The 25,547-nt window shown below is 67.2% G+C and carries 24 protein-coding genes, 1 tRNA gene and 1 riboswitch; of the genes, 19 read left to right on the top strand and 6 right to left on the bottom strand.

The features are described 5' to 3' along the window. The first annotated feature begins 69 nt into the window (after positions 1–69). The 8 genes from ilvN to EV698_RS06250 are packed head-to-tail and all read left to right on the top strand — an operon-like array spanning position 70 to position 6,656. Positions 70–564 carry an acetolactate synthase small subunit gene (ilvN, locus tag EV698_RS06285; RefSeq protein WP_130503251.1) on the top strand — a complete coding sequence of 165 codons (495 nt, stop codon included), beginning with the start codon at positions 70–72 and terminating at the stop codon, positions 562–564. Between the two features lie 21 nt (positions 565–585). Beyond that, a complete protein-coding gene (gene ilvC, locus EV698_RS06280; protein ID WP_130503250.1) occupies positions 586–1,602 on the top strand; it encodes a ketol-acid reductoisomerase in 1,017 nt (338 codons plus the stop codon). 29 nt (positions 1,603–1,631) lie between these two features. Further along, positions 1,632–2,402, top strand: a complete 771-nt coding sequence (pssA, locus tag EV698_RS06275) for a CDP-diacylglycerol--serine O-phosphatidyltransferase (RefSeq protein WP_130503249.1) — start codon at positions 1,632–1,634, stop codon at positions 2,400–2,402. A gap of 34 nt (positions 2,403–2,436) precedes the next feature. After that, complete coding sequence (locus EV698_RS06270; RefSeq protein WP_130503248.1) at positions 2,437–3,990, top strand: 2-isopropylmalate synthase; 1,554 nt, start codon at positions 2,437–2,439, stop codon at positions 3,988–3,990. Between the two features lie 23 nt (positions 3,991–4,013). Next, complete coding sequence (locus EV698_RS06265) at positions 4,014–4,688, top strand: uracil-DNA glycosylase (protein WP_130503247.1); 675 nt, start codon at positions 4,014–4,016, stop codon at positions 4,686–4,688. After that, entirely contained in the window at positions 4,685–5,176 is a 492-nt protein-coding gene (gene rimI / locus EV698_RS06260) for a ribosomal protein S18-alanine N-acetyltransferase (RefSeq protein ID WP_130503246.1), read from the top strand. Before EV698_RS06265 ends, rimI begins: the two co-directional genes overlap by 4 nt. Further along, positions 5,173–6,432, top strand: coding sequence for an MFS transporter (locus EV698_RS06255; RefSeq protein WP_130503245.1), 1,260 nt, complete (start codon positions 5,173–5,175; stop codon positions 6,430–6,432). Before rimI ends, EV698_RS06255 begins: the two co-directional genes overlap by 4 nt. Continuing rightward, entirely contained in the window at positions 6,429–6,656 is a 228-nt protein-coding gene (locus tag EV698_RS06250; RefSeq protein ID WP_130503244.1) for a DUF2970 domain-containing protein, read from the top strand. The genes EV698_RS06255 and EV698_RS06250 overlap by 4 nt, the downstream gene beginning before the upstream one ends. Here EV698_RS06250 and EV698_RS06245 read toward each other — a convergent pair. The 3 genes from EV698_RS06245 to EV698_RS06235 all read right to left on the bottom strand — a co-directional run bounded on the left by EV698_RS06245 (position 6,640) and on the right by EV698_RS06235 (position 11,398). Beyond that, a complete protein-coding gene (locus EV698_RS06245) occupies positions 6,640–8,022 on the bottom strand; it encodes a sodium:solute symporter family transporter (protein WP_130503243.1) in 1,383 nt (460 codons plus the stop codon). The genes EV698_RS06250 and EV698_RS06245 overlap by 17 nt on opposite strands. After that, positions 8,012–8,113, bottom strand: a riboswitch (TPP riboswitch). (Overlaps the previous gene by 11 nt.) Positions 8,114–8,164: 51 nt before the next feature. Beyond that, a complete protein-coding gene (locus EV698_RS06240; RefSeq protein ID WP_130503242.1) occupies positions 8,165–10,966 on the bottom strand; it encodes a valine--tRNA ligase in 2,802 nt (933 codons plus the stop codon). A gap of 15 nt (positions 10,967–10,981) precedes the next feature. Further along, entirely contained in the window at positions 10,982–11,398 is a 417-nt protein-coding gene (locus EV698_RS06235) for a DNA polymerase III subunit chi (protein ID WP_165385736.1), read from the bottom strand. Between the two features lie 104 nt (positions 11,399–11,502). On the opposite strand from EV698_RS06235, the gene lptF reads away from it, so the two are divergent. Together lptF and lptG are read left to right on the top strand one after the other, a co-directional pair. Then, positions 11,503–12,585 (top strand): LPS export ABC transporter permease LptF, encoded by a 1,083-nt coding sequence (gene lptF, locus EV698_RS06230; RefSeq protein WP_130503240.1) that lies wholly within the window; start codon positions 11,503–11,505, stop codon positions 12,583–12,585. After that, the gene (lptG, locus tag EV698_RS06225) at positions 12,558–13,643 is read left to right on the top strand and encodes an LPS export ABC transporter permease LptG (protein ID WP_239016219.1); all 1,086 of its coding nucleotides are present in this window, start codon (positions 12,558–12,560) and stop codon (positions 13,641–13,643) included. The genes lptF and lptG overlap by 28 nt, the downstream gene beginning before the upstream one ends. Here the strand turns inward: lptG and EV698_RS06220 are convergent, their stop codons facing one another. Both EV698_RS06220 and EV698_RS06215 read right to left on the bottom strand, forming a co-directional pair. Then, a complete protein-coding gene (locus tag EV698_RS06220; protein ID WP_130503238.1) occupies positions 13,644–14,078 on the bottom strand; it encodes an RDD family protein in 435 nt (144 codons plus the stop codon). Positions 14,079–14,094: 16 nt separating this feature from the next. Further along, positions 14,095–14,169 (bottom strand) — tRNA-Glu (locus EV698_RS06215). A gap of 92 nt (positions 14,170–14,261) precedes the next feature. Here EV698_RS06215 and pcnB point away from each other — a divergent pair. From pcnB to pgi, 5 genes are read left to right on the top strand one after another with little or no spacing between them, the layout of a single operon-like run. Next, positions 14,262–15,578, top strand: coding sequence for a polynucleotide adenylyltransferase PcnB (gene pcnB, locus EV698_RS06210; protein WP_130503237.1), 1,317 nt, complete (start codon positions 14,262–14,264; stop codon positions 15,576–15,578). Next, positions 15,575–16,063, top strand: coding sequence for a 2-amino-4-hydroxy-6-hydroxymethyldihydropteridine diphosphokinase (folK, locus tag EV698_RS06205; protein ID WP_130503236.1), 489 nt, complete (start codon positions 15,575–15,577; stop codon positions 16,061–16,063). The genes pcnB and folK overlap by 4 nt, the downstream gene beginning before the upstream one ends. A 3-nt stretch (positions 16,064–16,066) precedes the next feature. Next, a complete protein-coding gene (gene panB, locus EV698_RS06200) occupies positions 16,067–16,867 on the top strand; it encodes a 3-methyl-2-oxobutanoate hydroxymethyltransferase (RefSeq protein ID WP_130503235.1) in 801 nt (266 codons plus the stop codon). Between the two features lie 3 nt (positions 16,868–16,870). Next, entirely contained in the window at positions 16,871–17,746 is an 876-nt protein-coding gene (panC, locus tag EV698_RS06195; RefSeq protein ID WP_130503234.1) for a pantoate--beta-alanine ligase, read from the top strand. After that, complete coding sequence (pgi, locus tag EV698_RS06190) at positions 17,743–19,329, top strand: glucose-6-phosphate isomerase (protein WP_130503233.1); 1,587 nt, start codon at positions 17,743–17,745, stop codon at positions 19,327–19,329. The genes panC and pgi overlap by 4 nt, the downstream gene beginning before the upstream one ends. Here the strand turns inward: pgi and queG are convergent. After that, positions 19,247–20,380 (bottom strand): tRNA epoxyqueuosine(34) reductase QueG, encoded by a 1,134-nt coding sequence (queG, locus tag EV698_RS06185; protein ID WP_130503232.1) that lies wholly within the window; start codon positions 20,378–20,380, stop codon positions 19,247–19,249. The genes pgi and queG overlap by 83 nt on opposite strands. Here queG and EV698_RS06180 point away from each other — a divergent pair. The 4 genes from EV698_RS06180 to mutL all read left to right on the top strand — a co-directional run bounded on the left by EV698_RS06180 (position 20,379) and on the right by mutL (position 25,543). After that, the gene (locus EV698_RS06180; protein WP_239016217.1) at positions 20,379–21,908 is read left to right on the top strand and encodes an NAD(P)H-hydrate dehydratase; all 1,530 of its coding nucleotides are present in this window, start codon (positions 20,379–20,381) and stop codon (positions 21,906–21,908) included. The genes queG and EV698_RS06180 overlap by 2 nt on opposite strands. Then, positions 21,905–22,369 carry a tRNA (adenosine(37)-N6)-threonylcarbamoyltransferase complex ATPase subunit type 1 TsaE gene (tsaE, locus tag EV698_RS06175; protein WP_130503231.1) on the top strand — a complete coding sequence of 155 codons (465 nt, stop codon included), beginning with the start codon at positions 21,905–21,907 and terminating at the stop codon, positions 22,367–22,369. Before EV698_RS06180 ends, tsaE begins: the two co-directional genes overlap by 4 nt. 75 nt (positions 22,370–22,444) lie before the next feature. Beyond that, the gene (locus EV698_RS06170) at positions 22,445–23,731 is read left to right on the top strand and encodes an N-acetylmuramoyl-L-alanine amidase (protein ID WP_130503230.1); all 1,287 of its coding nucleotides are present in this window, start codon (positions 22,445–22,447) and stop codon (positions 23,729–23,731) included. Positions 23,732–23,737: 6 nt separating this feature from the next. Then, positions 23,738–25,543: a DNA mismatch repair endonuclease MutL gene (gene mutL / locus EV698_RS06165; RefSeq protein WP_130503229.1), complete on the top strand. Its 1,806-nt coding sequence runs from the start codon at positions 23,738–23,740 to the stop codon at positions 25,541–25,543. Positions 25,544–25,547 lie beyond the last annotated feature (4 nt).

The raw sequence follows: 25,547 nt of genomic DNA, 5'->3' as shown, positions 1-25,547 counted from the left end.
TACGGGCGCCGTAACTTGCACGGTTTACATCGGGTCAATTGCGGATCAAACGGCGCCGGTCGACAGGATATGCGACACATAATCTCCATTCTGGTAGAGAACGAGTTCGGTGCGCTTGGACGCATTGCGGGGCTGTTCACGGCCCGGGGTTACAACATCGATTCGTTGACGGTGGCGCCCACCGATGATCCGACGCTCTCGCGCATGACGCTGGTGACCCAGGGTGACGATCAGACCGTTGAGCAGATTCGCAAACAGCTCAACAAGCTCCTCGACGTGGTCAGGGTCTCGGACATTACCGAGGCCCTGCATATCGAGCGCGAGCTCATGCTGGTCAAGATCCAGGCAACTTCCAGCGAATCGCGCGAAGAGTTCAAGCGACTGGCGGATATCTTCGACGCCTGCGTCGTCGATGTGACCGACAAGACCTACACCATCGAGGTCATTGGCCGCGGCAGCAAACTGGATGCATTCCTGGATCTGCTCAAGGACCAGACACCGATGGAAGTGGTCCGCTCGGGGGTCATCGGCATCGCTCGCGGCGAGAAACAGATGCGTGTCTGAAAACTATCCATCGGGGGAGTCATGAAGGTTTATTACGATAAAGACGCCGATCTTTCCATTATCCAGGGCATGAAAGTGGCCATACTCGGCTACGGCTCGCAGGGTCACGCCCATGCCAACAACCTCAGGGAATCCGGCGTGCCCGTGGTCGTCGGCCTCCGTGCCGGCTCTGCCAGCGCCGCGAAGGCCGAAGCCGCGGGCCTGGAGGTCGCGGAAATGGCGGACGCCGTTGCCGCCGCCGATCTGGTCATGATGACCCTGCCCGACGAGCATCAGCCGGCCGTGTACGAGTCGGTCGTCAAGCCCAACCTGAAGACCGGCGGGGCCATCGCCTTTGCCCACGGCTTCAACGTCCACTACCAGCAGATCGAGCCGCGGGCCGACATGGACGTGGTCATGATCGCGCCCAAGGGCCCCGGTCACCTGGTGCGCTCGACGTATGTCGAGGGCAACGGCGTCCCCAGCCTGATCGCCGTCCACCAGGACCCCAGCGGCCGGGCCCGCGAGATTGCGCTGGCCTACGCGTCGGCCAACGGCGGCGGGCGCTCGGGCGTGATCGAAACGAGCTTCCGCGAGGAGACCGAAACCGATCTCTTCGGCGAGCAGGCGGTCCTGTGCGGCGGCATCACCTCGCTGATCGAGGCCGGTTTCGAGACGTTGACCGAGGCCGGCTATGCGCCGGAAATGGCCTACTTCGAAGTGCTCCACGAGACCAAGCTGATCGTCGACCTGCTCTACCAGGGCGGTATCGCCAACATGCGCTATTCGATCTCCAACACCGCCGAATATGGCGATTTCACGCGCGGGCCGCGGGTCATCAACGAGCAGTCGAAGCGGGCCATGCGTGAGCTGCTCGAGGAGATCCAGAACGGCGAATTCGCGAAGGAATTCGTGCTCGAGAGCAAGGCCGGCGAGCCGCGGCTCAAGGCTATGCGCCGGCGCGCCGCCGAGCATCCCATCGAGGAGGTGGGCGAGAAGCTCCGCGGCATGATGCCGTGGATCAAGGCCAATCAGCTGGTCGACCGCGACCGTAACTAGCGGCCGGTTACCGCGACGCAGGGGTCGCCATGACCGACCATCGACCGGTGTCGCGCCGCTCCGGGCGCGGCATCTACTTGCTGCCCAACCTGATCACCACGCTGGCCCTGTTCTTCGGGTTCTACGCGGTGGTGGCCGCCCAGGCCGGTACGTACGAGACCGCCGCCATTGCTATCTTCGTGGCCATGCTCATGGATGGTCTGGATGGGCGCGTGGCCCGTCTGACCAATACGCAGACGGATTTCGGTGTCCAGTACGACAGCATTGCCGACATGATCTCGTTCGGGATCGCGCCGGCCCTGGTGGTGTTCCTCTGGGCGCTGGACGACCTCGGTGAGCTGGGCACGATGTGGGACAAGCTCGGCTGGGTCGGTGCGTTCATCTACACCGCCTGCGCGGGCCTGCGACTGGCACGTTTTAATACCCAGGTCGGTGTCGCCGATAAACGCTACTTCCAGGGACTGCCGAGCCCGGCCGCCGCGGCCGTGCTGGCCGGCATGGTCTGGTCCGGCGACCGGCTGGATTTCGGCGGCTGGCCGGCCGGGATTCCGGCGCTCGCGCTGACCGTGGCGGCGGGGCTGCTGATGGTCAGCAACGTGCGCTACGACAGCTTCAAGCAAATCGATTTCCGCTATCGGGTGCCGTTCGTGGCCATCGTTCTCGGGGTGATGGGTGTGGCACTGATGTCGGTGCACCCGCCGCTGGTGCTGTTCGGGATTGCGCTGACCTATCTGAGCTCGGGGCCGATTCTGACCGTATTGCGCCGTCGACGGCGTCGCAAACGCCGTCATGCGAGTTAGACTGGAATCATGATCACATGCGAGGAGCGGGACGATGAGTGAAGCCGATCGGCTGACCATCTTTGATACGACGTTGCGCGATGGCGAGCAGTCGCCTGGCGCTTCCATGACCCGTGAAGAGAAGGTGCGTATTGCCCGCGCCCTGCAGCGACTGCGGGTGGATGTGATCGAGGCCGGTTTCCCCGCCGCCAGCCAGGGTGATTTCGAGTCCGTTCGGGCCGTGGCGGAGACAATCACCGATGCCCGGGTCTGCGGCCTGGCACGCGCCAACGAACAGGACATCGATCGGGCCGGCGCGGCCATCGCACCGGCGCCGGCGGGGCGTATTCACACCTTCATCGCCACCTCGCCGGTGCATATGGAGAAAAAACTCCAGTTGACCCCGGATCAGGTTGTCGAGCGGGCCGTGATGGCGGTCGGCCGGGCCCGCAACCTCTGCGATGACGTCGAGTTTTCGCCCGAGGACGCCGGTCGATCCGATCCGGATTTTCTCTGCCGGATCATCGAAGCGGCGATCGACGCCGGGGCGACGACGATCAATATCCCCGATACCGTCGGCTACAATCTGCCGGCCCAGTTCGCGGGCCTGATTCGCGGCCTGCGCGAGCGCATCCCCAATTCCGATCGGGCGGTCTGGTCGGTGCACTGCCATAACGACCTCGGCCTGGCGGTCGCCAACTCGCTGGCAGCGGTCCGGGAGGGCGCCCGCCAGATCGAGTGCACCATCAACGGCCTGGGCGAACGCGCCGGTAATGCCGCCCTGGAGGAGGTCGTGATGGCGGTGCGTACCCGACAGGACGATTTGCCCTGCGATACGCGCATCGAGACTCGCGAGATCGTGCCCACCTCCAAGCTGGTGGCCAATATTACGGGTTTCCAGGTCCAGCCCAACAAGGCGATCGTCGGCATCAACGCCTTCGCCCACGAATCGGGCATCCACCAGGACGGTGTACTCAAGCACCGCGAGACCTACGAAATCATGCGCGCCGAGGATGTCGGCTGGGGCACCAATCGAATGGTGCTCGGCAAGCACTCGGGCCGTAATGCCTTCCGCAGCCGCTGCGACGAGCTGGGGATCCGCTTCGAGACGGCGGCGCAGCTCAACGAGGCCTTCCAGCGCTTCAAGGAGCTCGCCGACAAGAAACACGAGATCTTTGACGAAGATCTTCAGGCCGTTGCCACCGAGGCGGTTGCCGCGATGGAAGAGAGCCAGAGCGCGACGCTGGTGGCGTTCCGCTGCTGCTCCGAGACCGGCGAGACCCCGATTGCCGAGGTAACGCTGCAGATCGACGGCGAGGAGCGCCACAACACCGCCGCCGGTGACGGGCCGGTGGATGCCGCATTCAAGGCGATCGACGGTCTGCTCGATGTCCAGGCGGAGCTGTTGCTCTACTCGGTGAACAACATCACCAGCGGGACGGACGCCCAGGGCGAGGTGACCGTCCGGCTCGAGCGCGGTGGCCGCGTCGTCAACGGCCAGGGGTCGGATACCGATATCGTCATCGCCTCGGCGAATGCCTATCTCAACGCCCTCAACCGGCTGCGCACCAGCGGCGGGCGGACCCATCCCCAGACCGACGGCGTCTGAACGGACGAAACGACGGTGTCGGCATGATCGATCAGCGGCGTCGGCGGATGCTCGATGAGATGGGACTCACGGTCTGGCGCCGGCGGGCGGTGACGGCGGGGGATGCCGACGAACCGGCGGCAGCGGAGGCCGGCCCCGACTGGTCGGCGCTGATCGCGGGCATCGAGGGCTGTCAGCGCTGCCCGCTCCACGCGACGCGCAATCGGGCGGTCCCCGGCGTTGGCGATCGGGCCGCCCGTCTGATGATCATCGGTGAGGCCCCCGGGGCCGAGGAGGACCGTCGTGGTGAGCCGTTCGTGGGACGCGCCGGTCAGCTACTCGACGCCATGCTTGCCGCGATCGGGCTCGACCGTCACCAGGGCGTTTTCATCACCAACGTCATCAAGTCGCGGCCGCCGGAAAACCGCGATCCGAAGACCGCCGAGATCGACGCCTGCCGACCGTGGCTGGATGCCCAGATCGAGTTCATTCGCCCGGCGGCTATCCTCGCGGTGGGGCGGGTCTCCGCGCAGTCACTGACCGGGAGCAGCCGCACGATCGGCAAGCTGCGTAACCAGTGGCATGCCATCGGCGAGGCCGGTATTCCCCTGCGGGCGACCTATCATCCCGCCTATCTGTTGCGGCGTCCGCCGGCCAAGGCACAGGCCTGGGACGATCTCGTGATGCTCAAGCGCTATCTGCGGGAGGTCGCGACATGACCGCCGCCCCCGTGGACTGGCTGCCGGTCATCCGGGCCATGCGGCCGCGGGATGTCACCGCGGTCTACGCCGTCGAGTCGAACGCCTATGACTATCCGTGGGCGCTGAATATTTTCCGTGACTGCCTGCGCATGGGGTATGAATGCTGGGTACAGCTCGCCACCGACCGGGTGGTCGGCCATGTCATCCTCGCGATGGGGCCCGGCGAGGCCCATGTCCTCAACCTGGCGGTGCATCCCGACTGGCATGACCGCGGATTCGGGCGGGCGCTCCTCGAGCAGGCGCTGACCCGTGCCGAGGCGCTGGGCGCCGAGTCCGTATTCCTAGAGGTCCGCCCCAGCAATGCACCGGCGGTGCACCTGTACAGCCGCCTCGGTTTTCGCCGCGTTGGCCGACGGCCGGGGTATTACCGCACGGAAGAGGGTCGTGAGGACGCGCTGGTCATGCGTTATGACCTGCGGGAGGTCGCGCCGGTCGGACGGCGATGACCGGCGCGGCCGGGCAGCGGCGGGTCGTCTGGTCTTGGGCCCTCTATGACTGGGCCAACTCGGCGTTTGCCACCGTGGTAATGGCGGGCCTGTTCCCGATCCTGTTCCAGGACTACTGGAACGCGTCGGCCACACCGGCGGTTGCCAACCTGCGGCTCGGCTGGGCAAACGGCCTGGCCAGTCTGGTGATCGTTCTCATCGCTCCCCTCCTCGGTGCCATCGCCGATCGCGCCGGGCGGCGTAAAGCGATGCTGCTCGGATTTGCCCTCCCGGCGGCGGCGCTGACCGCCCTGCTGGCGCTGGTGCCGGCGGAGATGGGGTGGTTGGCGGCGTTGCTGTTCGTTTTCGCGACGATCGGTTTCATGGCCGCCAATCTCTTCTACGATGCCCTTCTGGTCGGTATCGCTCCGCCGGATCGCTGGCATGCGGTTTCCGGTTTCGGGTTCGGGCTGGGGTATCTCGGCGGCGGTCTGGTCTATCTGGGCTGTATCATCGCGGTCCTGCAGCCGCAGTGGTTCGGGCTGGCATCCGCGGCGGACGCGGCCCTGGCGGCCTTCGTGGTCACCGGGGCGTGGTGGGTGCTGTTCACGCTGCCGCTGGCATTCAACGTGCCCGAACCGGCCCGCCTGGTGCCGGGCCCGGCGGCGATCTCCGGCGGGCTGCGACAGCTTCGCTCGACGCTGACCCATCTGCGTGTCTACCGCCCCGTATGGCTGTTCCTGCTCGCGTATTTCCTCTACATCGACGGGGTCGGGACGACGATTCGCATGGCCGTCGCCTATGGTCGCTCGCTGGGCTTCGAGCAGAATGATCTGATGCTCGCGCTGCTCATCACGCAGTTCGTCGGGTTTCCCGCCGCCCTGCTCATGGGGACGATCGGCCAGCGCATCGGCGCGCGCCGTGGCATCCTGACCGGCTTGTTGCTCTATGTCGTTATCGCCGTCTGGGGCGCGTTCATCCGCTCGCCCTGGGAGTTTTATGTCATTGCCGGACTGGTCGGTGTGGCCCAGGGCGGGGTCCAGGCCCTGAGCCGCTCGTTCTTTGCCGGTCTCATCCCGGCGGATCGTGCCGGTGAGTTTTTCGGATTCTACAATGTGCTCGGCAAGTCGGCCGCCCTGATCGGTCCGCCGCTGTTCGGTGCGCTGGGCGTATTGTTCGGCGATGTGCGCTATTCGATGCTCGCGCTTGTGGCGCTGTTTGTCGGCGGCGCGCTCTTGCTCATGCTTATCGACACCAGGGAGGATTCTCCGACATGACCGACCCGCAACCCTCGGCAAACCGGAAACCCCGCGTCACCCTCTGGCAGGCCATCAAAAGCACGGCCGCCGCGGCGTTCGGCGTGCAGTCCGAGGAGGCCCGCCAGCGCGATTTCGCCAACGGCAGCGCGGGCCGATTCATTATCGCCGGTCTGCTCTTTACCGCATTATTCGTGGTGGTGCTGGTCGTGGTCGTGAACCTGGTACTCAGCCAGGCTGGCTGACCTTCGTGCCATAGCCGGCCGCCGCCGCGGTGACCACCGCCGAGGCGGTCAGCGCGCCGAGGAACGGGCCCAGTGTCGGTGTACCGGCGGGGAAGCTCGCCGCCAGCAACCCGGCGCCCAGGCCGCCCCCGGCGAGGGAACCGGGCAGTACCGCTCCGATCAGCCCGGCGACCGCACCCAGGATCGCGCCACGCGGTGCCACCCGATCGGACAGGCCGCTCAACAGCGGGATGACGGCGGTGGCGCAGAGCAGATCAGCGATCAGGAAAAGCCGCAGCACCGAGATCTGCTGCAGGGCTAGGATGACGACGGGCACCATCAACAGCGCCGACAGCCAGCGCGCGCCGCGTAGCCCGATACGGCCGCTCTCGGTGACGCCCAGCGATACCAGGGCGTTCTGCAGGGTATCCACGGACGAGGCCACGAGGGTAATCCCGAGGATCAGCGCCGGCAGGGTCAGCCAGCCGGGCGTATCGGCGATCAGCGCGAAGAACGGTGTCGGCGGCGTACCCAGTGGCAGCCCACGCGCCGCGGCCAGTACCCCGGCGGTGCCGAGGATGGCGACCACGATCACGGTGGTGACGCCACCGATCAGCGCGCCCCGCCGCAGCGCGCCATTGTCGCTGGCCGCCCAGACGCGCTGCCAGTAGCCCTGGTGGAACAGGTTGGCAGCGGTCACCGCGATGATCAGTGTCAGCGCCACGCCGAGGGCGTCGCCGAGCAGCGTGGTGGGTAAGGCGCCGCCGCTGTCGGCGGACGGGGTGGGGGCGAAGACGAAGGCGGCCACGCCGACGGTCGCGATCAGGGCAATCAGCAGCCCCGCCTGCCAGCGATCGGTAACGAGGCTCGCCCGCAGACCGCCGGCGGTGGTGTAGACCAGCGTCGTGACGGCGACGGCGATGATCGCGTAGCGCGCGTCGACATTCGACAGCAGGCCGGTGATGGCACCGACGGCGGTCAGTTCGGCGGCGAGGAAACAGAGCATGTAGAGGACCGAGAGGGCGGCTATCCAGTGCCGGAACCCGGTCCCGAACCGGTTTGCCGTGAATTCCGTCAGGCTGCGTCCGGCGGGCAGGCGTCGGCGCACCGCCGGGCCGACGAGGCCGAGGATAATGAACGGCAGTGCGGAACCGATGGCATAACCCGCAACGGCCACCGGACCGACGAAGGCACCGATCTCCGGCGGGGCGAACAGGATCCAGGCCCCCATGCCGGAGGCCAGGAACGACAGCCCCAGGGTCTTCCCGGTCTGGGTGTCGCGCGCCGTCAGGTAGTCGTCGAGCCCGCTTGTACGACGGGCACGCAGCCCGAGCAGGACAAAAATGATGAGAGCGGCCGTGATGGCCACGAGGGTCAGGTTGGGCATGTCGCGCTTCCTCCGCCGGTATCATCCGGTTCAGGTTCCAGGGTCAGCGCGGCTGCGCACTCTCAGTCCGGAGACTCCCCTGGCGACGTGGGTTCAGATTGTGTCAGCAAGAGTATGCCGTTGGTGCCCCGCCTCCGCAAACTTAAAGCCGCTCGACGCGGGCGATCTGCTCGTCGGTCCGCGCCAGTGCGGATTCCGCCTCCGCGAGCTTGTCACGCTCGCGCTGGACGACGTCCGCCGGTGCGCGTTCGACGAACGAGGCGTTGTCGAGCTTTGCCCTGACTCTCGCCAGATCTTCGGCGAGTCGGCCGCGCGCCTTCGCGAGCCGGGCGAGCTCGGCATCGCGGTCGATGAGCCCGGCCATGGGGACCCGGATCTCGAGCTCGTCGACCAGCGCCAGGGCCGATTCCGGGGCCTCCTCGCCGGCATCGAGGATCCGGATCGATTCCAGGCGGGCGAGGAAGTCGAGCTCGGCACGATGGCGTTCGACCCGGCTTTGATCCAGCGGGCCGGCGTTGCCGAGCATGACCGGCAGACGCTTGCCGGGGGCGATATCCATCTCGCCACGAATCCGGCGGATACCCAGGATGAAGCGCTGCAGCCAGTCGATTTCCGCCTCGGCGTCGGCATCGATGCGTTCCGGGTCGGCGGCCGGGAAGGCCTGGGTCATGATCGTCTCGCCCTTGATACCGGCCACCGGTGCGACCCGCTGCCAGATCGACTCGGTGATGAACGGCATCATGGGGTGGACCAGCCGCAGTAACGTCTCCAGCACCCTGACCAGCGTATAGCGCGTGCCGCGGGCGTGGGGGGTGTCGGCATCGCCCTGCAGGGCGGGTTTGCTCAGCTCCAGGTACCAGTCGCAGTACTCGTCCCAGGTGAACTCGTAGATCGCCTGGGCGGCCAGGTCCATGCGATAGCTCTGGATCGCCTCGTTGACGGTCTGCGCGGTGCGCTGCAAGCGGGTCACGATCCAGCGCTCGGCCGTGCCGTACGCCATCGACGCTTCGTTGATGTCGTCGAGCTTGCCCTCGCAGTTCATCAGCACATAGCGCGCCGCGTTCCAGAGCTTGTTGCAGAAGTTGCGATAGCCATCGACCCGGCCCATGTCGAAGACCACGTCGCGCCCGGTGGTGGCGAGGCTCGCGAAGGTAAAGCGCAGCGCGTCGGTGCCGTGTTCGGCGATCCCCTCGGGAAAGGCCTCGCGGGTCTGCTTCTCGATGGTCGGGGCGATTTGCGGCTGCATCAGTGCGGTGGTGCGCTTGGCGACCAGGCTCTCGAGGTCGATACCATCGATGATGTCGATCGGATCGAGGACGTTACCCTTCGATTTCGACATCTTCGCGCCATGGCTGTCCCGTACCAGGCCGTGGATGTAGATCTCGCGAAACGGCACTTCGCCACGGAACTTCAGCCCCATCATGATCATGCGGGCCACCCAGAAGAAGATGATGTCGAACCCGGTGACCAGCACACTGGTGGGGTAGAAGGTGTGGAGCTCGGTGGTCTCTTCGGGCCAGCCCAGGGTGGAGAAGGGCCACAGGGCCGAGGAGAACCAGGTGTCGAGTACATCCTCGTCCTGGCTGAGTTCCACCTCGGGTGCCAGATCGTGCCTCGCGCGGACATCCGCCTCGTCACTGCCGACATAGATGTTGCCGTCGCCGTCGTACCAGGCGGGGATGCGATGTCCCCACCAGAGCTGGCGACTGATGCACCAGTCCTGGATATCCTCCAGCCAGTTGAAATAGGTCTTGGTCCAGTTCTCCGGGATAAAGCGGATGTCGCCGCTGCGGACCGCATCGATGGCCGGCCGGGTGATCTCGCGCGCACCGCCGGGGCGGCCGTCCGCCTGGGTGTCGCGGGTGAGATCCACGAACCACTGGTAGGTCAGGTAGGGTTCGACCACCACGCCGGTCCGATCGCAGCGCGGGACCATCAATCGGTGGGGATCGACACCGTCGAGCAGCCCCGCTGCCTCGAAGTCGGCGACGATGCGATCGCGCGCCTCGTAGCGATCCAGTCCCTGGTAGGTCGCCGGGGCGTTGGCATTGATGCGGGCATCCTCGGTGAGGATGTTGATGGGCGTGCAGCCGTGGCGCAGACCCACCTCGTAGTCGTTGAAGTCGTGGGCGGGGGTGATCTTCAGGCAACCCGTCCCGAACGCCGGATCGACGTACTCGTCGGCCACAATGGGGATCTCCCGATCCACCAGGGGCAGGCGTACCCGGCCGCCGATCAGCGACTGAAAGCGCTCGTCGTGCGGATTCACCGCCACTGCGGTATCGCCCAGCATGGTCTCGGGGCGGGTGGTCGCCACGACCAGCCAGTCATCGCTGCCGACGATGGGATAGCGCAGCCGCCAGATCGAGCTCTGCTCCTCGGCCGATTCGACCTCGAGGTCGGACACCGCCGTCTGCAGGACCGGGTCCCAGTTCACCAGCCGCTCGCCGCGATAAATCAGCCCCTCGTTGTAGAGCTGCACGAACACCGCCTGAACGGCCTCCGAGAGCCCGTCGTCCATGGTGAAGCGCTCGCGCGTCCAGTCCACCGAGGCCCCCAGGCGGCGCATCTGATTCTGGATGGTGCCGCCCGACCGGGCCTTCCATTCCCAGATCCTCTCGACGAAGGCCGAGCGCCCCAGTGCATGGCGATCGCCGCCCTCGGCATTGAGCTGACGCTCGACGACCATCTGCGTCGCGATCCCCGCATGGTCGGTGCCCGGTTGCCAGAGGGTGTTGTAACCGGCCATCCGGTGATAGCGCGTCAGCACGTCCATCAACGTGTCCTGGAAGGCGTGCCCCATATGCAGGGTGCCGGTGACGTTCGGCGGCGGAATCATGATGCAGTAGGGGTCGCCCGAACCACCGGGTCGGAAATGGCCCGCCTGCTCCCATTGCTTGTACCAGTGGGACTCGATGCTGGCGGGGGTGTAGGTTTTATCCATGGCGGGTGAGCGCTCCTAGTGTTCGATGCGGTGGGTCTGCGGTGTGGCGCCGGCCTGCTGGTAATCGCGGTAGCGCACGCGCCCGGCCTGGCGAGTGGCTTCGTCGGCGGTAATTATCTCGGCAATGCGGTCGCGCTCTTGCCAGTCCTCGGGCAGTGAGTCGGCGAGGTTGATGAGCAGCGCGCCCGGGCTCGCCTCGTGGTTGATCACGATCGGGTTGTCGCCGTCGAGAGACGTCGTTCCGTGGGGGATGAAGCTCGCCTCGTCGAACGTCCACAAGGCCTCGTCGAGCTGCTCGCTCGCGCTGGCATCGCGGGTACGAATCCAGACACCCAGCCCCTCGCGCCAGGCGCGCGCGGCCAGCCGGCAGCAGAAGTGGACGCGTTGCGCCGGCTCTGCTTGCCGAAGGATGTAGAAATCGACGCGCGGCATCATTCGCTCCGGCGCGGTACCATGTGCCGGTCACGGCGATCTGGCATGGATACGATCACATTGCATAAACCGCTACAGATTACCGCAGGGACCGGGGCGCTGTCGTGGGGCTGAACCGGCTGACGCGTTACGTGCTCCGCGAGGTGCTGTTCGCCTGGCTCGGCGTGACGGTCGTGCTGGTGGTTGTGTTGCTGACCAATCGGCTGATCCGGTTCATGGCGGATGCGGCGAGTGGTGATATCCCGGCCGATATCATTTTCACGCTCCTGGGGCTGAAGGCCGTCGCCAATCTCGGGGTGGTGCTGCCGGGCAGTTTTTTCCTTGGCGTGGTCATGGCGCTCGGCCGGCTCTATCGCGATTCGGAGATGACCGCGATGGCGGGCTGCGGGATCGGGCCGGGCCGGGTCTACACGGGCATCTTCGCGCTCGCGGTGCCGCTGGCAGGGCTGGTGGCGGTGCTGTCACTCAGCCTCGGGCCCGGTGCCGAACGCGAGGCCGATCGCATCCTCGCCAACGCCGAGCAGCAGGCCCGGTTCGGCGGTGTCCAGCCCGGGCGCTTTCTGGCGCTGGGGGGCGAGGTGACCGTCTACGTCGAGACCGTGGAGGGGGACGGGACGCTGCGGGGCGTCTTCGCCGAGCGTCGCGTCGACGGCGCCTACCAGGTGTGGGTTGCCCCGCGCGCGCGCCGCGAAATCAACGCGATCGCACCCGGCGAGTTCCTGGTCCTCGAGGACGGCTGGCGCTACGAGGGTCGTGCCGGACGGGCCGAATGGCGCCTGATGGACTTTGCCGAGCACGGCGTGCGGATCGCCGAACCCGACCCGGTCGAACCCGGCGTCGGTCGCGATGCGCAACCCCTCGCAGCGCTGCTGGCAGCGGACGATGTGCGGGCACTGGCCGAACTGCAGCGCCGGCTCTCTTTCCCGGTCATGGTCTTTGTGCTGGCGCTGGGCAGCCTGCCGCTTGCCCGCACGGATCCGCGCAGTGGCCGTTACGGACGTGTCGTGACGGCGGTCCTGTTGTTCATGATCTATTTCAACCTCCTGTTCACGGCGAGTGACTGGATGGTGACGGGCGGCCTCTCGAAATGGCCGGGCCTGGGCTGGATCCATGCCCTTGCCCTCGTGATCGTCCTGGTGGCGATGCACCGTCAACTCGGGTGGCGCTGGCGAAAGGCCCGGTCATGATCAAGCGGCTCGATCGTTATATCGCGACCACGGTGCTGGGCGGCGCGCTCATGGGGCTGGTGGTCATCGTCAGCCTGAGCTTCGTATTCGAGTTCATCGACGAGGCCGACGACATCGGTCGAGGCGATTATGATTTCGCCGCGGCGATGCTGGTGGTCGCCCTGTCAATGGTGCAGCGTGCCTACGAGGCCTTCCCCATGGCGACGCTGATCGGCGCGCTGGTGAGCCTGGGGGCGCTCGCGGCGCGCAGTGAGCTGGTGGTCATGCGGGCGGTGGGCCGCTCGGTGGGGCAGATCGCCCGCGCGGTGGTGATCGCCGGGGTAGGTCTGGCCCTGCTCGCGGCTCTGCTGGGGGAGTTTGTCGCGCCACCCGCCAATCAGCTGGCACAGGCCGTGCGTGCCGAGGCCGCCGGCGGGCGCATCGGCACGTCGGCGGGTGGGCTCTGGGCCCGTGACGGGGACTACCGTCTGCGGATCGATCGGGTGGTGCAGGCCGATCTGCTGGCGGGGGTGCGGGCCTACGAGATCCGCGACAACCGTCTCAGGCGCATCATCACCGCGCCCCGGGCGCGTTTCGTCGACTCGCAATGGCAGCTGCGCGATGTGACGGTGACGGCGCTCGGGGATTTCCCGGTCGAGGTCGAGAACCGCGACCGGCTGGCGATCGGCGGTCAGCTGCAACCGGCGACCCTCGAGGTGGTCGTTCAGGAGGCGCAGACGCTGCCCGGCCGTGAGCTCCTCCGCTATATCGACTACCTCGAGGCGAATGATCTGCAGAGTGATCGCTATCGCCTGGCGCTGTGGGTAAAGATCGCCACGCCGCTGGCAACGGTGGTGATGCTGTTGCTGACGGTGCCACTGGTGTTCGGCTCCCAGCGCAGCACCGGTGTCGGCCAGCAGATCTTCCTGGGGGTGCTGATTGGGCTGGCGTTCTTCCTGCTCAACCGTTTCCTCGGCAATGCCGGGCTGGTCTACGGACTGCCGCCGGCGTTCAGCGCGCTCGCGCCCACCGGCGCATTCCTGCTGATCGCGCTCGTCGCGCTGCGACGGGTCCGCTGATCAGCGCCGCTTCGGTTCCACCCGGAGGTAGGTCTGCGACAGCCGGTCATGCCAGGTGAGCTGCTCGCGATCGAACAGCGCCCAGAGAAAACCGAGGCCGGCGGGGAGCCAGGAGAGCATGGCAGCCACGAAGCGGTGGGTTGCCGCGCGCACCGTGACGCGTCCGCCGTCGGCATCCACGAGCCGCAGCCGCCAGGCCTGCATCCCGAGCGTATGGCCGCCCCGCACCCAGAAGCCCGTGAAAAACGCGTACGCAATGGCGAGCAGGTAGAGCCGGAAGAGCCCGTCGCCGGCGGTCGCGGCCTCGCCACCCTGGAAGCCGATCCACAGGGCGCTTGCCGCCATCCAGAGGGCGATCAGGAGGAGTCCGTCGTACAACACCGCCGCGAGGCGTCGCAGCAGGCTGGGCCGGTTTTCAGAAGGGATGGTCGTCATGGGAATGCCGGATCAGTGGTGCTCCCAAGGGGATTTGAACCCCTGTTTCCGCCTTGAGAGGGCGGCGTCCTTACCGCTAGACGATGGGAGCATGTCTTGCTCTTTTGCATTTGAGCGCCGCGATCGGCGCCGCCGGCACAGCCTGTTATTATACGGCCTAGTTTTTGTGGCACAAGAGGCTGGATTCACACCGTGACTGTCGCGCAAGCCCGGGGGATTACCCCGACCATCATCACCCGTGATCAGCATGTGATCTCGCGGGCACAGATCAGTGACAAGGCGCTTAGCGTGCTCTACCGGCTGAAGAATGCCGGCTACGGCGCCTACCTGGTCGGTGGTGGCGTGCGCGATCTCTCGCTCGGTCGTGAACCGAAGGACTTCGACGTCGCCACCGATGCGACACCCGACGAGGTCAAGGCGCTGTTTCGCAACTGCCGACTGATCGGTCGGCGCTTCCGGCTGGCCCATGTCCACTGGGGCCCGGAGATCATCGAGGTGGCGACCTTCCGCGCCCCGACGCCGGATGCCGACGCCGACGCCGCCGATCGCGTCGTCGAGGACGGGCTGGTCCTGCGCGACAATGTCTACGGGACGATCGAGGAAGATGCCCTGCGCCGCGATTTCACGATCAATGCCCTGTACTACAACATCGCCGATTTCTCGGTGGTGGATTATACCGACGGCATGGCCGACCTCCGCGCCGGTCGCCTGCGGTTGATCGGCGATCCGGCGGTGCGCTATCGCGAGGATCCGGTACGGATGCTGCGCGCCGTGCGTTTCGCGGCCAAGCTCGGATTCACCATCGATGCCCGTACCGCCGATCCCATCCCGCGGATGGCGGATTCGCTCGATGATATCCCGCCGGCACGGCTGTTCGACGAGGTGCTGAAACTCTTCATGGCGGGGCAGGGTGTCGAGACCTTCGAGTCGCTGCGCCGTCACGGGCTGTTCCGTTATCTTTTCCCGGCCAGTGATGCGGCGCTGGATGACGACGAGCACGGTCAGCACGTGACGTTCGTGGCCCGGGCGCTGGAGAGTACCGATCAGCGAGTCAACAATGACCGGCCGGTCACCCCCGCCTTCCTGTTCGCGGCGCTGCTCTGGCCGGCGATTCTCGGCCAGCTGCCCGGTGCCCGTCTCAAGCCCGGGATCGATCCGGAACTGTTCGAGCAATCAGTGACCGAGGCGCTGGAGCGTCAGCTCCGCCAGGTGGCGATTCCGAAACGCTTTGCCATGCCCATGCGCGAGATCTGGGCGCTCCAGCCGCGCTTTGATTCCGCCTCGGAGAAAAAGGCCCGGCGCCTGTTCTCGCATCCGCGCTACCGTGCCGCCTACGACTTCCTGTTGCTGCGCCGCGAGGCCGGACTGGTCGACCCCGAGCTGGCCGATGCCTGGCAGCGCTACACCGAGAGCAGCGAGGACGCCCCGCCACCTACGCCCGGTCGCCGCCGCCGGCGGGGTGGACGCCGGCGCGGACCGGGCGAGGAGTCCGACCGGTGACGACGCGGGCGTTCATCGGTATCGGCAGCAATCTCGATGATCCGGCCGCGCAGGTCCGTCGGGCGGTGACCGCACTGGATACGCTTGCCGGGTGCCGCTGTGTGGCGGTCTCGCGGCGCTATCGCAATCCGCCCATGGGGCCGGCCGATCAGCCCGATTACGTCAACGCCGTCGCCGCGCTTGACACTACGCGGGCCGCGCATGATCTGCTCGCCGGGTTACAGGCGCTGGAGGCAGCGGCGGGCCGCGAACGCAACGGCCGTCGCTGGGGGCCGCGGCCACTCGATCTCGATCTGCTGCTCTACGACGACGCGCAAATCGATACCGAGGACCTGACCGTGCCGCATCCGGGTGTGACAGTCCGTGCCTTCGTGATCGTGCCACTCGCCGAGATTGACCCCGACCGCCGGGTGCCCGGTGCCGGGCGGGCCGGCGACCTTGCAGCGGCGGTGGATGACAGCGGCCTCAGGGTCGAGGAGGACTGAATCATGGATCCATCGGTAACGCTTGCCACGCTGCGTCGGATGAAAACCGAGCAGTCCCCGATCGTTGCGCTCACCGCCTATGACTACAGTTTCGCGCGGCTAGTGGATGCCGCCGGTGTCGACGTGGTGCTCGTCGGTGATTCGCTGGGCATGGTGATGCAGGGGCATGCCAGTACGGTGCCGGTCACCCTGGCGGACATGGCCTATCACACGCGCTGCGTGGCCCGCGGGCTCTCGCGTGCCTATCTGATGGTCGATCTGCCCTTCCTGAGCGATACCGATGACCGCGCGGCCCTCGAGAGCGCTGCCCGGCTCATGAAAGAGGGCGGTGCGGACATGGTCAAGATCGAGGCGCATGCCGCCCAGGCACCGGTCGTTGAAGCGCTGTCACGTGCGGGTGTGCCGGTCTGCGCGCATTTCGGTCTGCGTCCGCAGCGGGTCGGGCAGCTGGGGGGGTACCGTATCCAGGGGCGCAACGAGGACGGCGCTCGCCAGGTGCTCGAAGACGCCCGCGCGCTCGAGGCCGCCGGCGCCGACGTACTGCTCGTGGAATGCCTGTCCGCGGCGGTCACCGCCCGAGTGCACGAGCAGACGACGCTGCCGCTGATCGGCATCGGTGCCGGCGTGGACTGCGATGGCCAGATCCTGGTGCTCCAGGACATGCTCGGGGTGACACAGGGCCGGCCGCCCCGCTTCGTTCACGATTTCCTGGCCGATACCGGCAGCGTGCAGGCAGCGGTCGAGGCGTATGTCGAGGCGGTCCGCAATCGCGAGTTCCCGCGTCCCGAGCATTCCTTCGAGTAGGCCATGCAGATCGTGACCGACATCGCCGCGCTGCGCGCGCGGATCGCCGAATGGCGCGGCGCCGGTGAGCGCATCGGCTTCGTTCCCACCATGGGCAATCTCCACGGTGGCCATCTCCGACTGGTGGAAGAGGCGCGCAGCCGCAGTGACCGGACTGTCGTGAGTATCTTCGTCAATCCCGCGCAGTTCGGGCCGGACGAGGATTACGAGACCTATCCGCGCACATGGACGGCCGACTGCGAGGCGCTCAGTGCCCATGACACCGATCTGCTGTTCGCGCCCGGGGTCGAGGCCCTCTATCCCGACGGGGGCGGATTGCGGACGACCGTGGCGGTGCCCGAGCTCAACGACATCCTCTGCGGCGCGTCCCGGCCCGGGCACTTCACGGGGGTGGCCACGGTGGTCACGAAACTGCTCAACCTGGTCCAGCCCGATCTGGCGGTCTTCGGGCTCAAGGACTACCAGCAGCTACTCGTTATCCAGCGGCTGGTGCGGGATCTGCATCTGCCGGTGGAGATCGTCGGCGGGGCGATCGCCCGCGAATCCGACGGGCTTGCCATGAGCAGCCGCAATGCCTATCTCGGCGACGACGAGCGGCGCCGGGCACCCGCGCTCTACCAGACCCTCCGCGCCCTGGCCGATCGCCTCGAGGCCGGTGCCACCGATTTCGAGGCGCTGGTGGCCGAGGGCTGCCGGCAGCTGCGCCGGGCCGGCCTCGAGCCGGACTATCTCGAGATCCGTCGCGCCGCCGATCTCGGCATCGCAACGACCGATGACACGGCGCTGGTGATCCCCGCCGCGGCCTACCTGGGACGCGCGCGGCTGATCGATAATGTCCGCGTTCGCCGACCCGCAGACGACCCCGAGGGAGACGCATGACGCCATTGAACGCCACGCCCGAATGGCAATCGCTGAGCGCCGATCGAACGGCGATCGAGCATCAGTCCATTGCCGGGCTTTTCGACCAGGATCCTGATCGATTCGCCGATTTCTCGATCACGCTGGACGGGCTGCTGCTCGATTACAGCAAACAGCCGATGTCCCGCGATGTCCGTGAGCGGTTGCTGGCACTCGCCCGGGCGAGGGATGTGGAGGGACAGCGCGACGCCATGCTGACCGGCGGGCGCATCAACCGGAGCGAGGATCGCGCCGTACTCCATACCGCGCTGCGGGTCCCGGCCGGGGTGCCCGGCTGGGCGGATGCGTCCATCACCGAAGACGTTGCGACGACCCGGTCGCGGATGGCCGGGCTCGCGCGCGCGATCCGCGACGGGCAGCGCACCGGCGCGACCGGCAAGCCCATCGAGCATGTGATCAACATTGGCATTGGTGGCTCGGACCTGGGGCCGCGGCTGGTGCTCGAGGCGCTGGCCCCCGTTGCTGACGGACCCGATGTGCATTTCGTCGCCAATGTCGATGGCGTCGAGCTGCAGCAGGCCATGGCCGCCTGCGATCCCGAGCGGACACTGGTGCTCGTGGTCTCGAAGAGTTTCGGAACGGTTGAAACCATGACCAATGCCTACGAGGCGATGGCCTGGCTGCGGCGCGGCGTGCCGGCGGACGAGGTCCTCGCCCGCCAGGTGCTCGCCATTACCGCGAACCTCGATCGGGTGCAGGCGCTGGGGCTCGATCCCGAACTGGCGCTACCCATGCGTGACTGGGTGGGGGGACGCTACTCGCTCTGGTCGGCGGTGGGGTTTTCCATCATGCTCGGCATCGGGCCGGCCGCCTTCGAGGCGCTGCTCGAGGGGGCGCATGGCATGGACCGGCACTTCGCCGAGGCGCCGCTCGAGGCCAACATGCCGGTCATGCTGGGACTGGTATCGGTGCTCAACGCCACTTTGCTGGAGCGCCGCAGCCAAGCGGTGGTGCCCTATACCGAACGGCTCGGGCGCCTTCCCGCGTATCTCCAGCAGTTGCTCATGGAGAGCAATGGCAAGTCCGTGGACACTGATGGCAAAGCGGTCGATCTGCCCACCGCCGCGGCCGTGTGGGGGCAGACCGGAACGCCCGGCCAGCATGCCTTTTTCCAGGCACTACACCAGGGGACCGACGTGGTCCCGGTGGACTTCGTCGGTGTGGCCCGGCCGGTGGCCGATGAAAAGGGCGATCCGCTGGAGCTGACCGCCAACCTGTTCGCCCAGGGGCAGGCACTGATGGAAGGCCGCGCGGATGAGGGCCTGTCGACGATGCAGCGCTGCCCGGGCAATCGACCCAGCAACACCCTGCTGCTCAGGCGCCTCGACGCCCGCAGCCTGGGTGCGCTGATCGCGCTCTACGAGCACCGGGCCTTTGTCGAGGCGGCGATTTGGGGCATCAATGCCTTCGATCAGTTCGGCGTGGAGCTGGGCAAGGGGCTGGCCGACGACCTGAAACCGATCATTGCCGGCGGTCTCGAGCCGACGGGACTGGATAGCTCCACCGCTGGACTGATTGCGCGCTATCACGACTGGCGGGGTTGAGCAGCCGCGCCAGTGCCCACTGGACATGCTCGGTGACCAGCGCGGAGGGATGATCGAGGCGTTCGCGTAGCGCCTCGATGGCCTCGGGGTCGGCGGGTCCGTTGCCGAGGGCGACGGCCAGATTGCGAAGCCAGCGCTCGTGGCCGAGCCGCCGAATGGCGGAGCCCTCGGTTCGCTTGAGAAACGTCGCCTCGTCCCACCGGAACAGCGCTACCAGCGACGCGCTTTCGAGTCCGTGGCGGGGGTGGAAATCGGCCTCGTCGGTGGGCTGGGCATAGCGATTCCACGGGCAGACCGCCTGGCAGTCATCACAGCCAAAGACCCGGTTGCCGATCGCGGGGCGGAGTTCCTCCGGGATGCTGCCCTCGTGCTCGATGGTCAGATACGACACGCAGCGCCGCGCGTCGAGCTGGCCCGGACCCGTGATGGCCCCGGTGGGGCAGACGTCGATGCAGGCCCGACAGCTCCCGCACAGATCCGCCACCGGCTCACTCGTCGGTAATGGCAGATCGGTGAATATCTCGCCGAGGAAAAAATACGATCCCGCGTGGCGGTTGAGCAGGAGCGTGTTCTTGCCGATCCAGCCCAGCCCGGCATCGCGACCCAGCGCCTTTTCCAGCACCGGTGCGCTGTCGACGAACACCCGGTAGCCGAACGACCCCACCGCGGATTCGATCCGTTGCGCCAGCGCCTGGAGGCGCTTTCGCATCAGTTTGTGATAGTCCCGTCCGAGGGCATAGCGGGCGATGAAGGCACGCCGGCCATCGGCGAGGATCGCGTCGTCGGCCTCCAGATCCGGCGGGAGATAGTCCATGCGTACGCTGATGACGCGAATCGTCCCGGGCACCAGTCGCTCCGGTCGGGCCCGCTTGACGCCGTGGCGGGCCATCCAGCGCATCGTGCCGTGTCGGCCGTCCTGCAGCCAGCGCAGCAGATGCTGCTCGTCGCGGGCGAGGGCCGGGCGCGCCACCCCCAGTTCATCGAAGCCGAGCTCCCCGGCCCACTCACGAATCTCCGGCAGGATCCGGCTATTGTCATGCGTTTGCGCCATGCCGGCAGTTTACCGTCTCGAGCGGGGTGAACGTGAGCGCGTTATCATCCCAGTCATGAATGATCTCCCGCACACCCTCTACACCCCCGAGCAGGTCCGTGAGCTCGATCGCCGGGCCATCGAAGACCATGGCATTCCCGGTGGTGTGCTCATGGGGCGGGCCGGGGAATCGGCCTGGCGGCATCTGCGCCGGCGGTTCCCTGACGCCGGGCATCTGCTCGTCCTCTGCGGCGGCGGCAACAACGGCGGCGATGGCTATGTGGTTGCCCGGCTCGCGCGCGAGGCGGGACTCGCGGTCGACCTGTGTCCCCTGGTCGATCCGCAGCGGCTGACCGGGCACGCCCGTGACGCCGCCGACGCCGCACTTGCGCTCATCGCCCCGATCGCCTCGCCATGGGCGGCGCTCGGCGAGGCGGATGCGGTGGTGGATGCGATGCTGGGCACCGGAATCGATCGCGCGGTCACGGGGACGATGGCGGCGGTCATCGATGCCCTCAATACCCAGAGCGCTCCGGTGATGAGCCTCGATGTCCCGTCAGGGCTCAATGCGCGCACGGGCCGCGTCATGGGCACGGCGGTCCGTGCCGCGATCACACCCACGTTCATCGGCCTCAAACAGGGCCTGTTGACCGGGGATGCAGCGGACTTCGTCGGTGAGGTTGTCTTTGACGATTTAAGGATTCCGGCCTCGGTTTACGACGGCATCAACCCATCGGCGGCGCGGCTGTCGGCGGACGCCCTGGCGGAGGGGCTGCCACCTCGCGCCCGCAACTCCCACAAGGGTGATTTCGGTCATGTCCGGGTCGTTGGTGGCGATCATGGCATGGGCGGTGCCGTGCGCATGGCGGGCGAGGCGGCGGCCCGCGTGGGCGCCGGGCGCGTCAGTATCGCGACGCGACCGGCCCATGTATCGGCGGTGCTGGCCGCGCGTCCCGAGTTGATGGTCCACGGGGTGGACGACGCGGCGGCTTTTGGCGCGGCGCTGGCGGGCACGGATACGCTCGCCATTGGTCCCGGGCTGGGCCAGTCGGCCTGGGGGGCGGCGCTGTTCGAGCGGGCACTGGCGCATACCGGCCCGGTCGTGGTGGATGCCGACGGGCTGAACCGGCTGGCGGGTAGCGGGATTCGACGTGAGGACTGGGTGTTGACTCCCCATCCAGGGGAGGCCGCCCGTCTGCTCGAGACCACCGCCGGTGCCATTCTCGATGACCGTTTCGCTGCGGCGGACGCGATTGTCGAGCGCTATGGCGGTGTTGTCGTGCTGAAGGGCGCCGGCACCCTGATCGTCGACAGACAGCGCCGCGTTATCTGTACCGAGGGCAATCCCGGCATGGCGACTGCGGGCATGGGTGATGTGCTTACGGGGGTCATTGCCGGGCTGCGCGCCCAGGGACTGGAGGCGTTCGATGCCGCCTGTCTCGGGGTACAGGCGCATGCCCGCGCCGCCGATCGGGCGGCTCGCGCGGGCGAGCGCGGCCTGCTGGCGGGGGATGTGCTCGAGGGGTTGCGGGCGGTGGTCAACCCGTGAGCCGGGCGACGGTCGACCTCGCCGACGAGGCGGCGACCGAGGCGCTCGGGGCCATGCTCGAGCGGCATCGGCCCGACCGCGGCTGCGTGCATCTTGTCGGTGATCTCGGTGCCGGCAAGACGACGCTGGTGCGCGGGTTCCTGCGTGCCGCCGGCCATCGTGGCGCGGTTCGCAGCCCGACCTATACGCTGGTGGAGCCCTACGAGCTGGGTGCGCGCCGGGTCTATCACCTCGATCTCTACCGCCTTGCCGATCCCGAGGAGCTCGAGTTCATTGGTTTGCGCGAGCTCGTCGACACCGGGTTGCTGCTGGTGGAGTGGCCGACGCAGGGCGAGGGTGTGTTGCCGCCGCCCGACCTGAGCGTTCATCTGGCGGCGGTGGGCGAGAGGCGCCGGGCGACACTGGACCGTCAGTCATCGGCGTGGCCGGCACCGGCGGCGATGATTGAGACGCCGGGCTAGCAGAAGCCCCTATCCCGTTATGAATGCGGGATTTTATTGAAATCAAGCGGTGCCTGTGGCGTACTCGGGGCTATCATGATCGATCGGCGAGTCTCTTTTCTCGCGATCATCCTTTTGTGGATGATCCTTGCACCCGGCGTAGCGCTTGCCACGACGGTGGTCGAGGACGTGCGCACCTGGGACGGGCCGACGCATACGCGGATCGTGTTCGACCTCAGTGCTTCGCCGGATCATCGGCTGTTCACGCTGGAGGAGCCCGATCGGGCGGTTATCGATCTGTCGGCCGGCCGTATCGACCCGGCGCTGGTCGAGGGGATCCGTGATGCCGGGCCCATCCGACGCATACGCACCGGTCGCCGTGATGAGGGCATCCGCATCGTGCTCGATCTCGACCGCGCGCTCGAGGCCCGGGCATTCACCATGGCACCGAACGAAAACCGGGGTCACCGCCTGGTCGTGGATCTGGGCAAAGACGGCGAGAAACCGCCCGTGCGAACAGCGGAGCGCGGGGGATCCGAACCCTTCGTGGTGGCCATTGATGCCGGTCACGGCGGCCGGGATCCGGGCGCGGTCGGCGCCGCCGGGACCCATGAAAAGGACATTGTGCTGACAGTGGCGCGGAAGTTTGCCGATCGGATCAACGCCATCAGCGGTCTCGAGGCGGTGCTGGTGCGTGACGGGGACTATTACGTCGGTCTGCGCGATCGTACCCGCAAGGCCCGGGAGGCCGGAGCGGATCTGTTCGTCTCGCTGCACGCCGATGCCTTCCACGACCGCAACGTCCGGGGATCGTCGGTGTTCGTCCTGTCCCGCAACGGTGCCTCCAGCGAGATGGCGCGAATGCTGGCGCGCACCGAGAACCAGGCGCATCACATCGGGGGTGTCTCACTCTCTGACAAGGACGAGCAGGTGGCCTCGGTGCTGGTGGATCTGTCCCGGGCCCATACCGTCGAGGAGAGCCTGGATGTCGCCGACGTGCTGCTCGCCGAACTGGGCAGTCTTGGCGAGGTGCATGGCAGCGGCGTGGAACAGGCCGGCTTCGCGGTGCTGAAATCCCTCGACATGCCATCCGTGCTCGTCGAGCTCGCCTTTATCTCCAATCCCGCCGAGGAGCGTCGGTTGAATTCGGCCGATTACCAGGATCAGCTCGCGCGCGGGTTGACGCAGGGAACACGCAGTTACGTCGCCGCCACACGGCCGACACTGGCGCTCGGGGGCGAGGCCGACCAGTATAAGGTCCGGCAGGGCGATACCCTGTCGGCGATCGCCCAGCGCCATGCCACCAGCGTCGGGGCGCTACGCCGCGCCAATGAACTGGGCGGCGATACCATCGTGGCCGGTCGCACCCTGCGTATTCCCTGAGCTCGTATGCCAATCCAGCGCCTCGCCCCCGAACTCGTCAACCAGATCGCCGCCGGTGAAATCATCGAGCGGCCGGCATCGGTCCTCAAGGAGCTCCTCGAGAACGCCCTGGACGCCGGCGCCGGTACGATTCAGATCGATGTCGAGGCGGGCGGCCTGCGGCTGATCCGGGTGCGGGATGACGGGCGGGGCATGAGTGCCGCCGATCTGCCGCTGGCGGTGGAATCGCACGCTACCAGCAAGATCGAGGCCCTCGATGATCTCGAGCACATCGCGACACTCGGCTTCCGCGGCGAGGCACTGCCGAGCATCGCCTCGGTCGCGGATCTGCAGATCACCTCGCGATCGGCACGGGACGACCACGGTTACCACCTCGCCCCGGGTCAGTCGGCGACGCCGTCACCGGCCCCGCATCCGCCGGGGACCACGATCGAGGTCCGCGATCTCTTCCATGCCGTGCCGGCGCGGCGCAAATTCCTGCGCACCGAGCGCACCGAGCTCCGCCATATCCAGGAGCTGGTGCGTCGGGTCGCACTGGGACGGCCGGAAGTGGCCTTCCGGCTCACGCATAATCAGCGTGAATTGCTGAATCTCCCGGCGCTCGCCTCCCAGGCCGCGGACCGGCGGGTCGGCGATCTGATGGGCGCGGGTTTTGTGGCGTCGTCCCTGCGCATTGATACCGAGGCGGCCGGGCTGAGGCTGCAGGGTTGGCTGGGACTGCCCACCGCCTCCCGGGGCCAGCCGGATCTGCAGTATGTCTACCTCAACGGGCGCATGATCCGTGACCGCCTGGTCATGCAGGCGCTGCGCCGGGCCTACAGCGATGTGCTGTTCAAGGATCGCTTCCCCGCCTACCTGTTGCACCTGCAGATGGACCCGGCGCGGGTGGATGTGAATGTGCACCCGACCAAGCACGAGGTACGATTCCGCGACAGCCGACTGATCTTCGATTTCCTGCACCGGCAGATCGAACGGGCGCTGGCCCACGGCGGTGCCAGCCCCGAGAGCGGCGCCGATACCGCTGACGGTGCCGGTCCCGAGGCCAACTCCGGGGTCGGTTCCGGGACCGGTGCGGGGCTCTCCCCACGGGGCGCGTCGACGGGCGCCGCACCGCAGACGGCGGCCCTGTCGCTGCCGATGGCCGAGGCACGGGCCGTGTATGGCGATCTGGCAAGCGGGTCGGCCGAAGGCTCTGCCGAGCAACCGGTGGAACCGTCGACCGAGGGGGTGCCCCGGCTGGGGCATGCGGTCGCGCAGATCCACGGGGTCTACGTACTGGCGGAATCCGCCAACGGGTTGATCCTGGTGGACATGCACGCCGCCCACGAGCGCATCGTCTATGAGCGGCTCAAGCGCCAGTATCGTGACCAGGGCGTCGCGCGGCAGCCGTTGCTGGTCCCGGTGGCGGTGGCCGTGACACCGGCCGAGGCGGATTTGGTCGAAGATAGCCAGGCACTGCTCGAGTCGGTGGGTCTGGAGGTGGATCGCGCCGGTCCGGAGCAGCTGCGGCTGCGCGGCGTTCCGGCGCTGCTCGCCCGGGCCGACGGCGAGGCGTTGCTGCGCGACGTGCTCGCGGATCTGCGCGTGAATCGGGGCGCCGTCGCTATCGAGGAGCGCCAGCAACACCTGTTCGGGACCATGGGCTGCCATGGCTCGGTCCGCGCCAATCGTCGACTGACGCCCGCCGAGCAGGAAAACCTCCTGCGCGATATGGAAAAGACCCCCAACATCGATCAGTGCAATCACGGTCGTCCGACGTGGGTGTCGCTGCAGATGGCCGATCTCGATCGACTGTTTCTGCGCGGCCGCTAGCGAC

Origin of the sequence: Spiribacter vilamensis, from assembly GCF_004217415.1 — a bacterium.
GTDB lineage: Bacteria > Pseudomonadota > Gammaproteobacteria > Nitrococcales > Nitrococcaceae > Spiribacter > Spiribacter vilamensis.
This window is presented reverse-complemented; position numbering and strand designations above follow the sequence as displayed.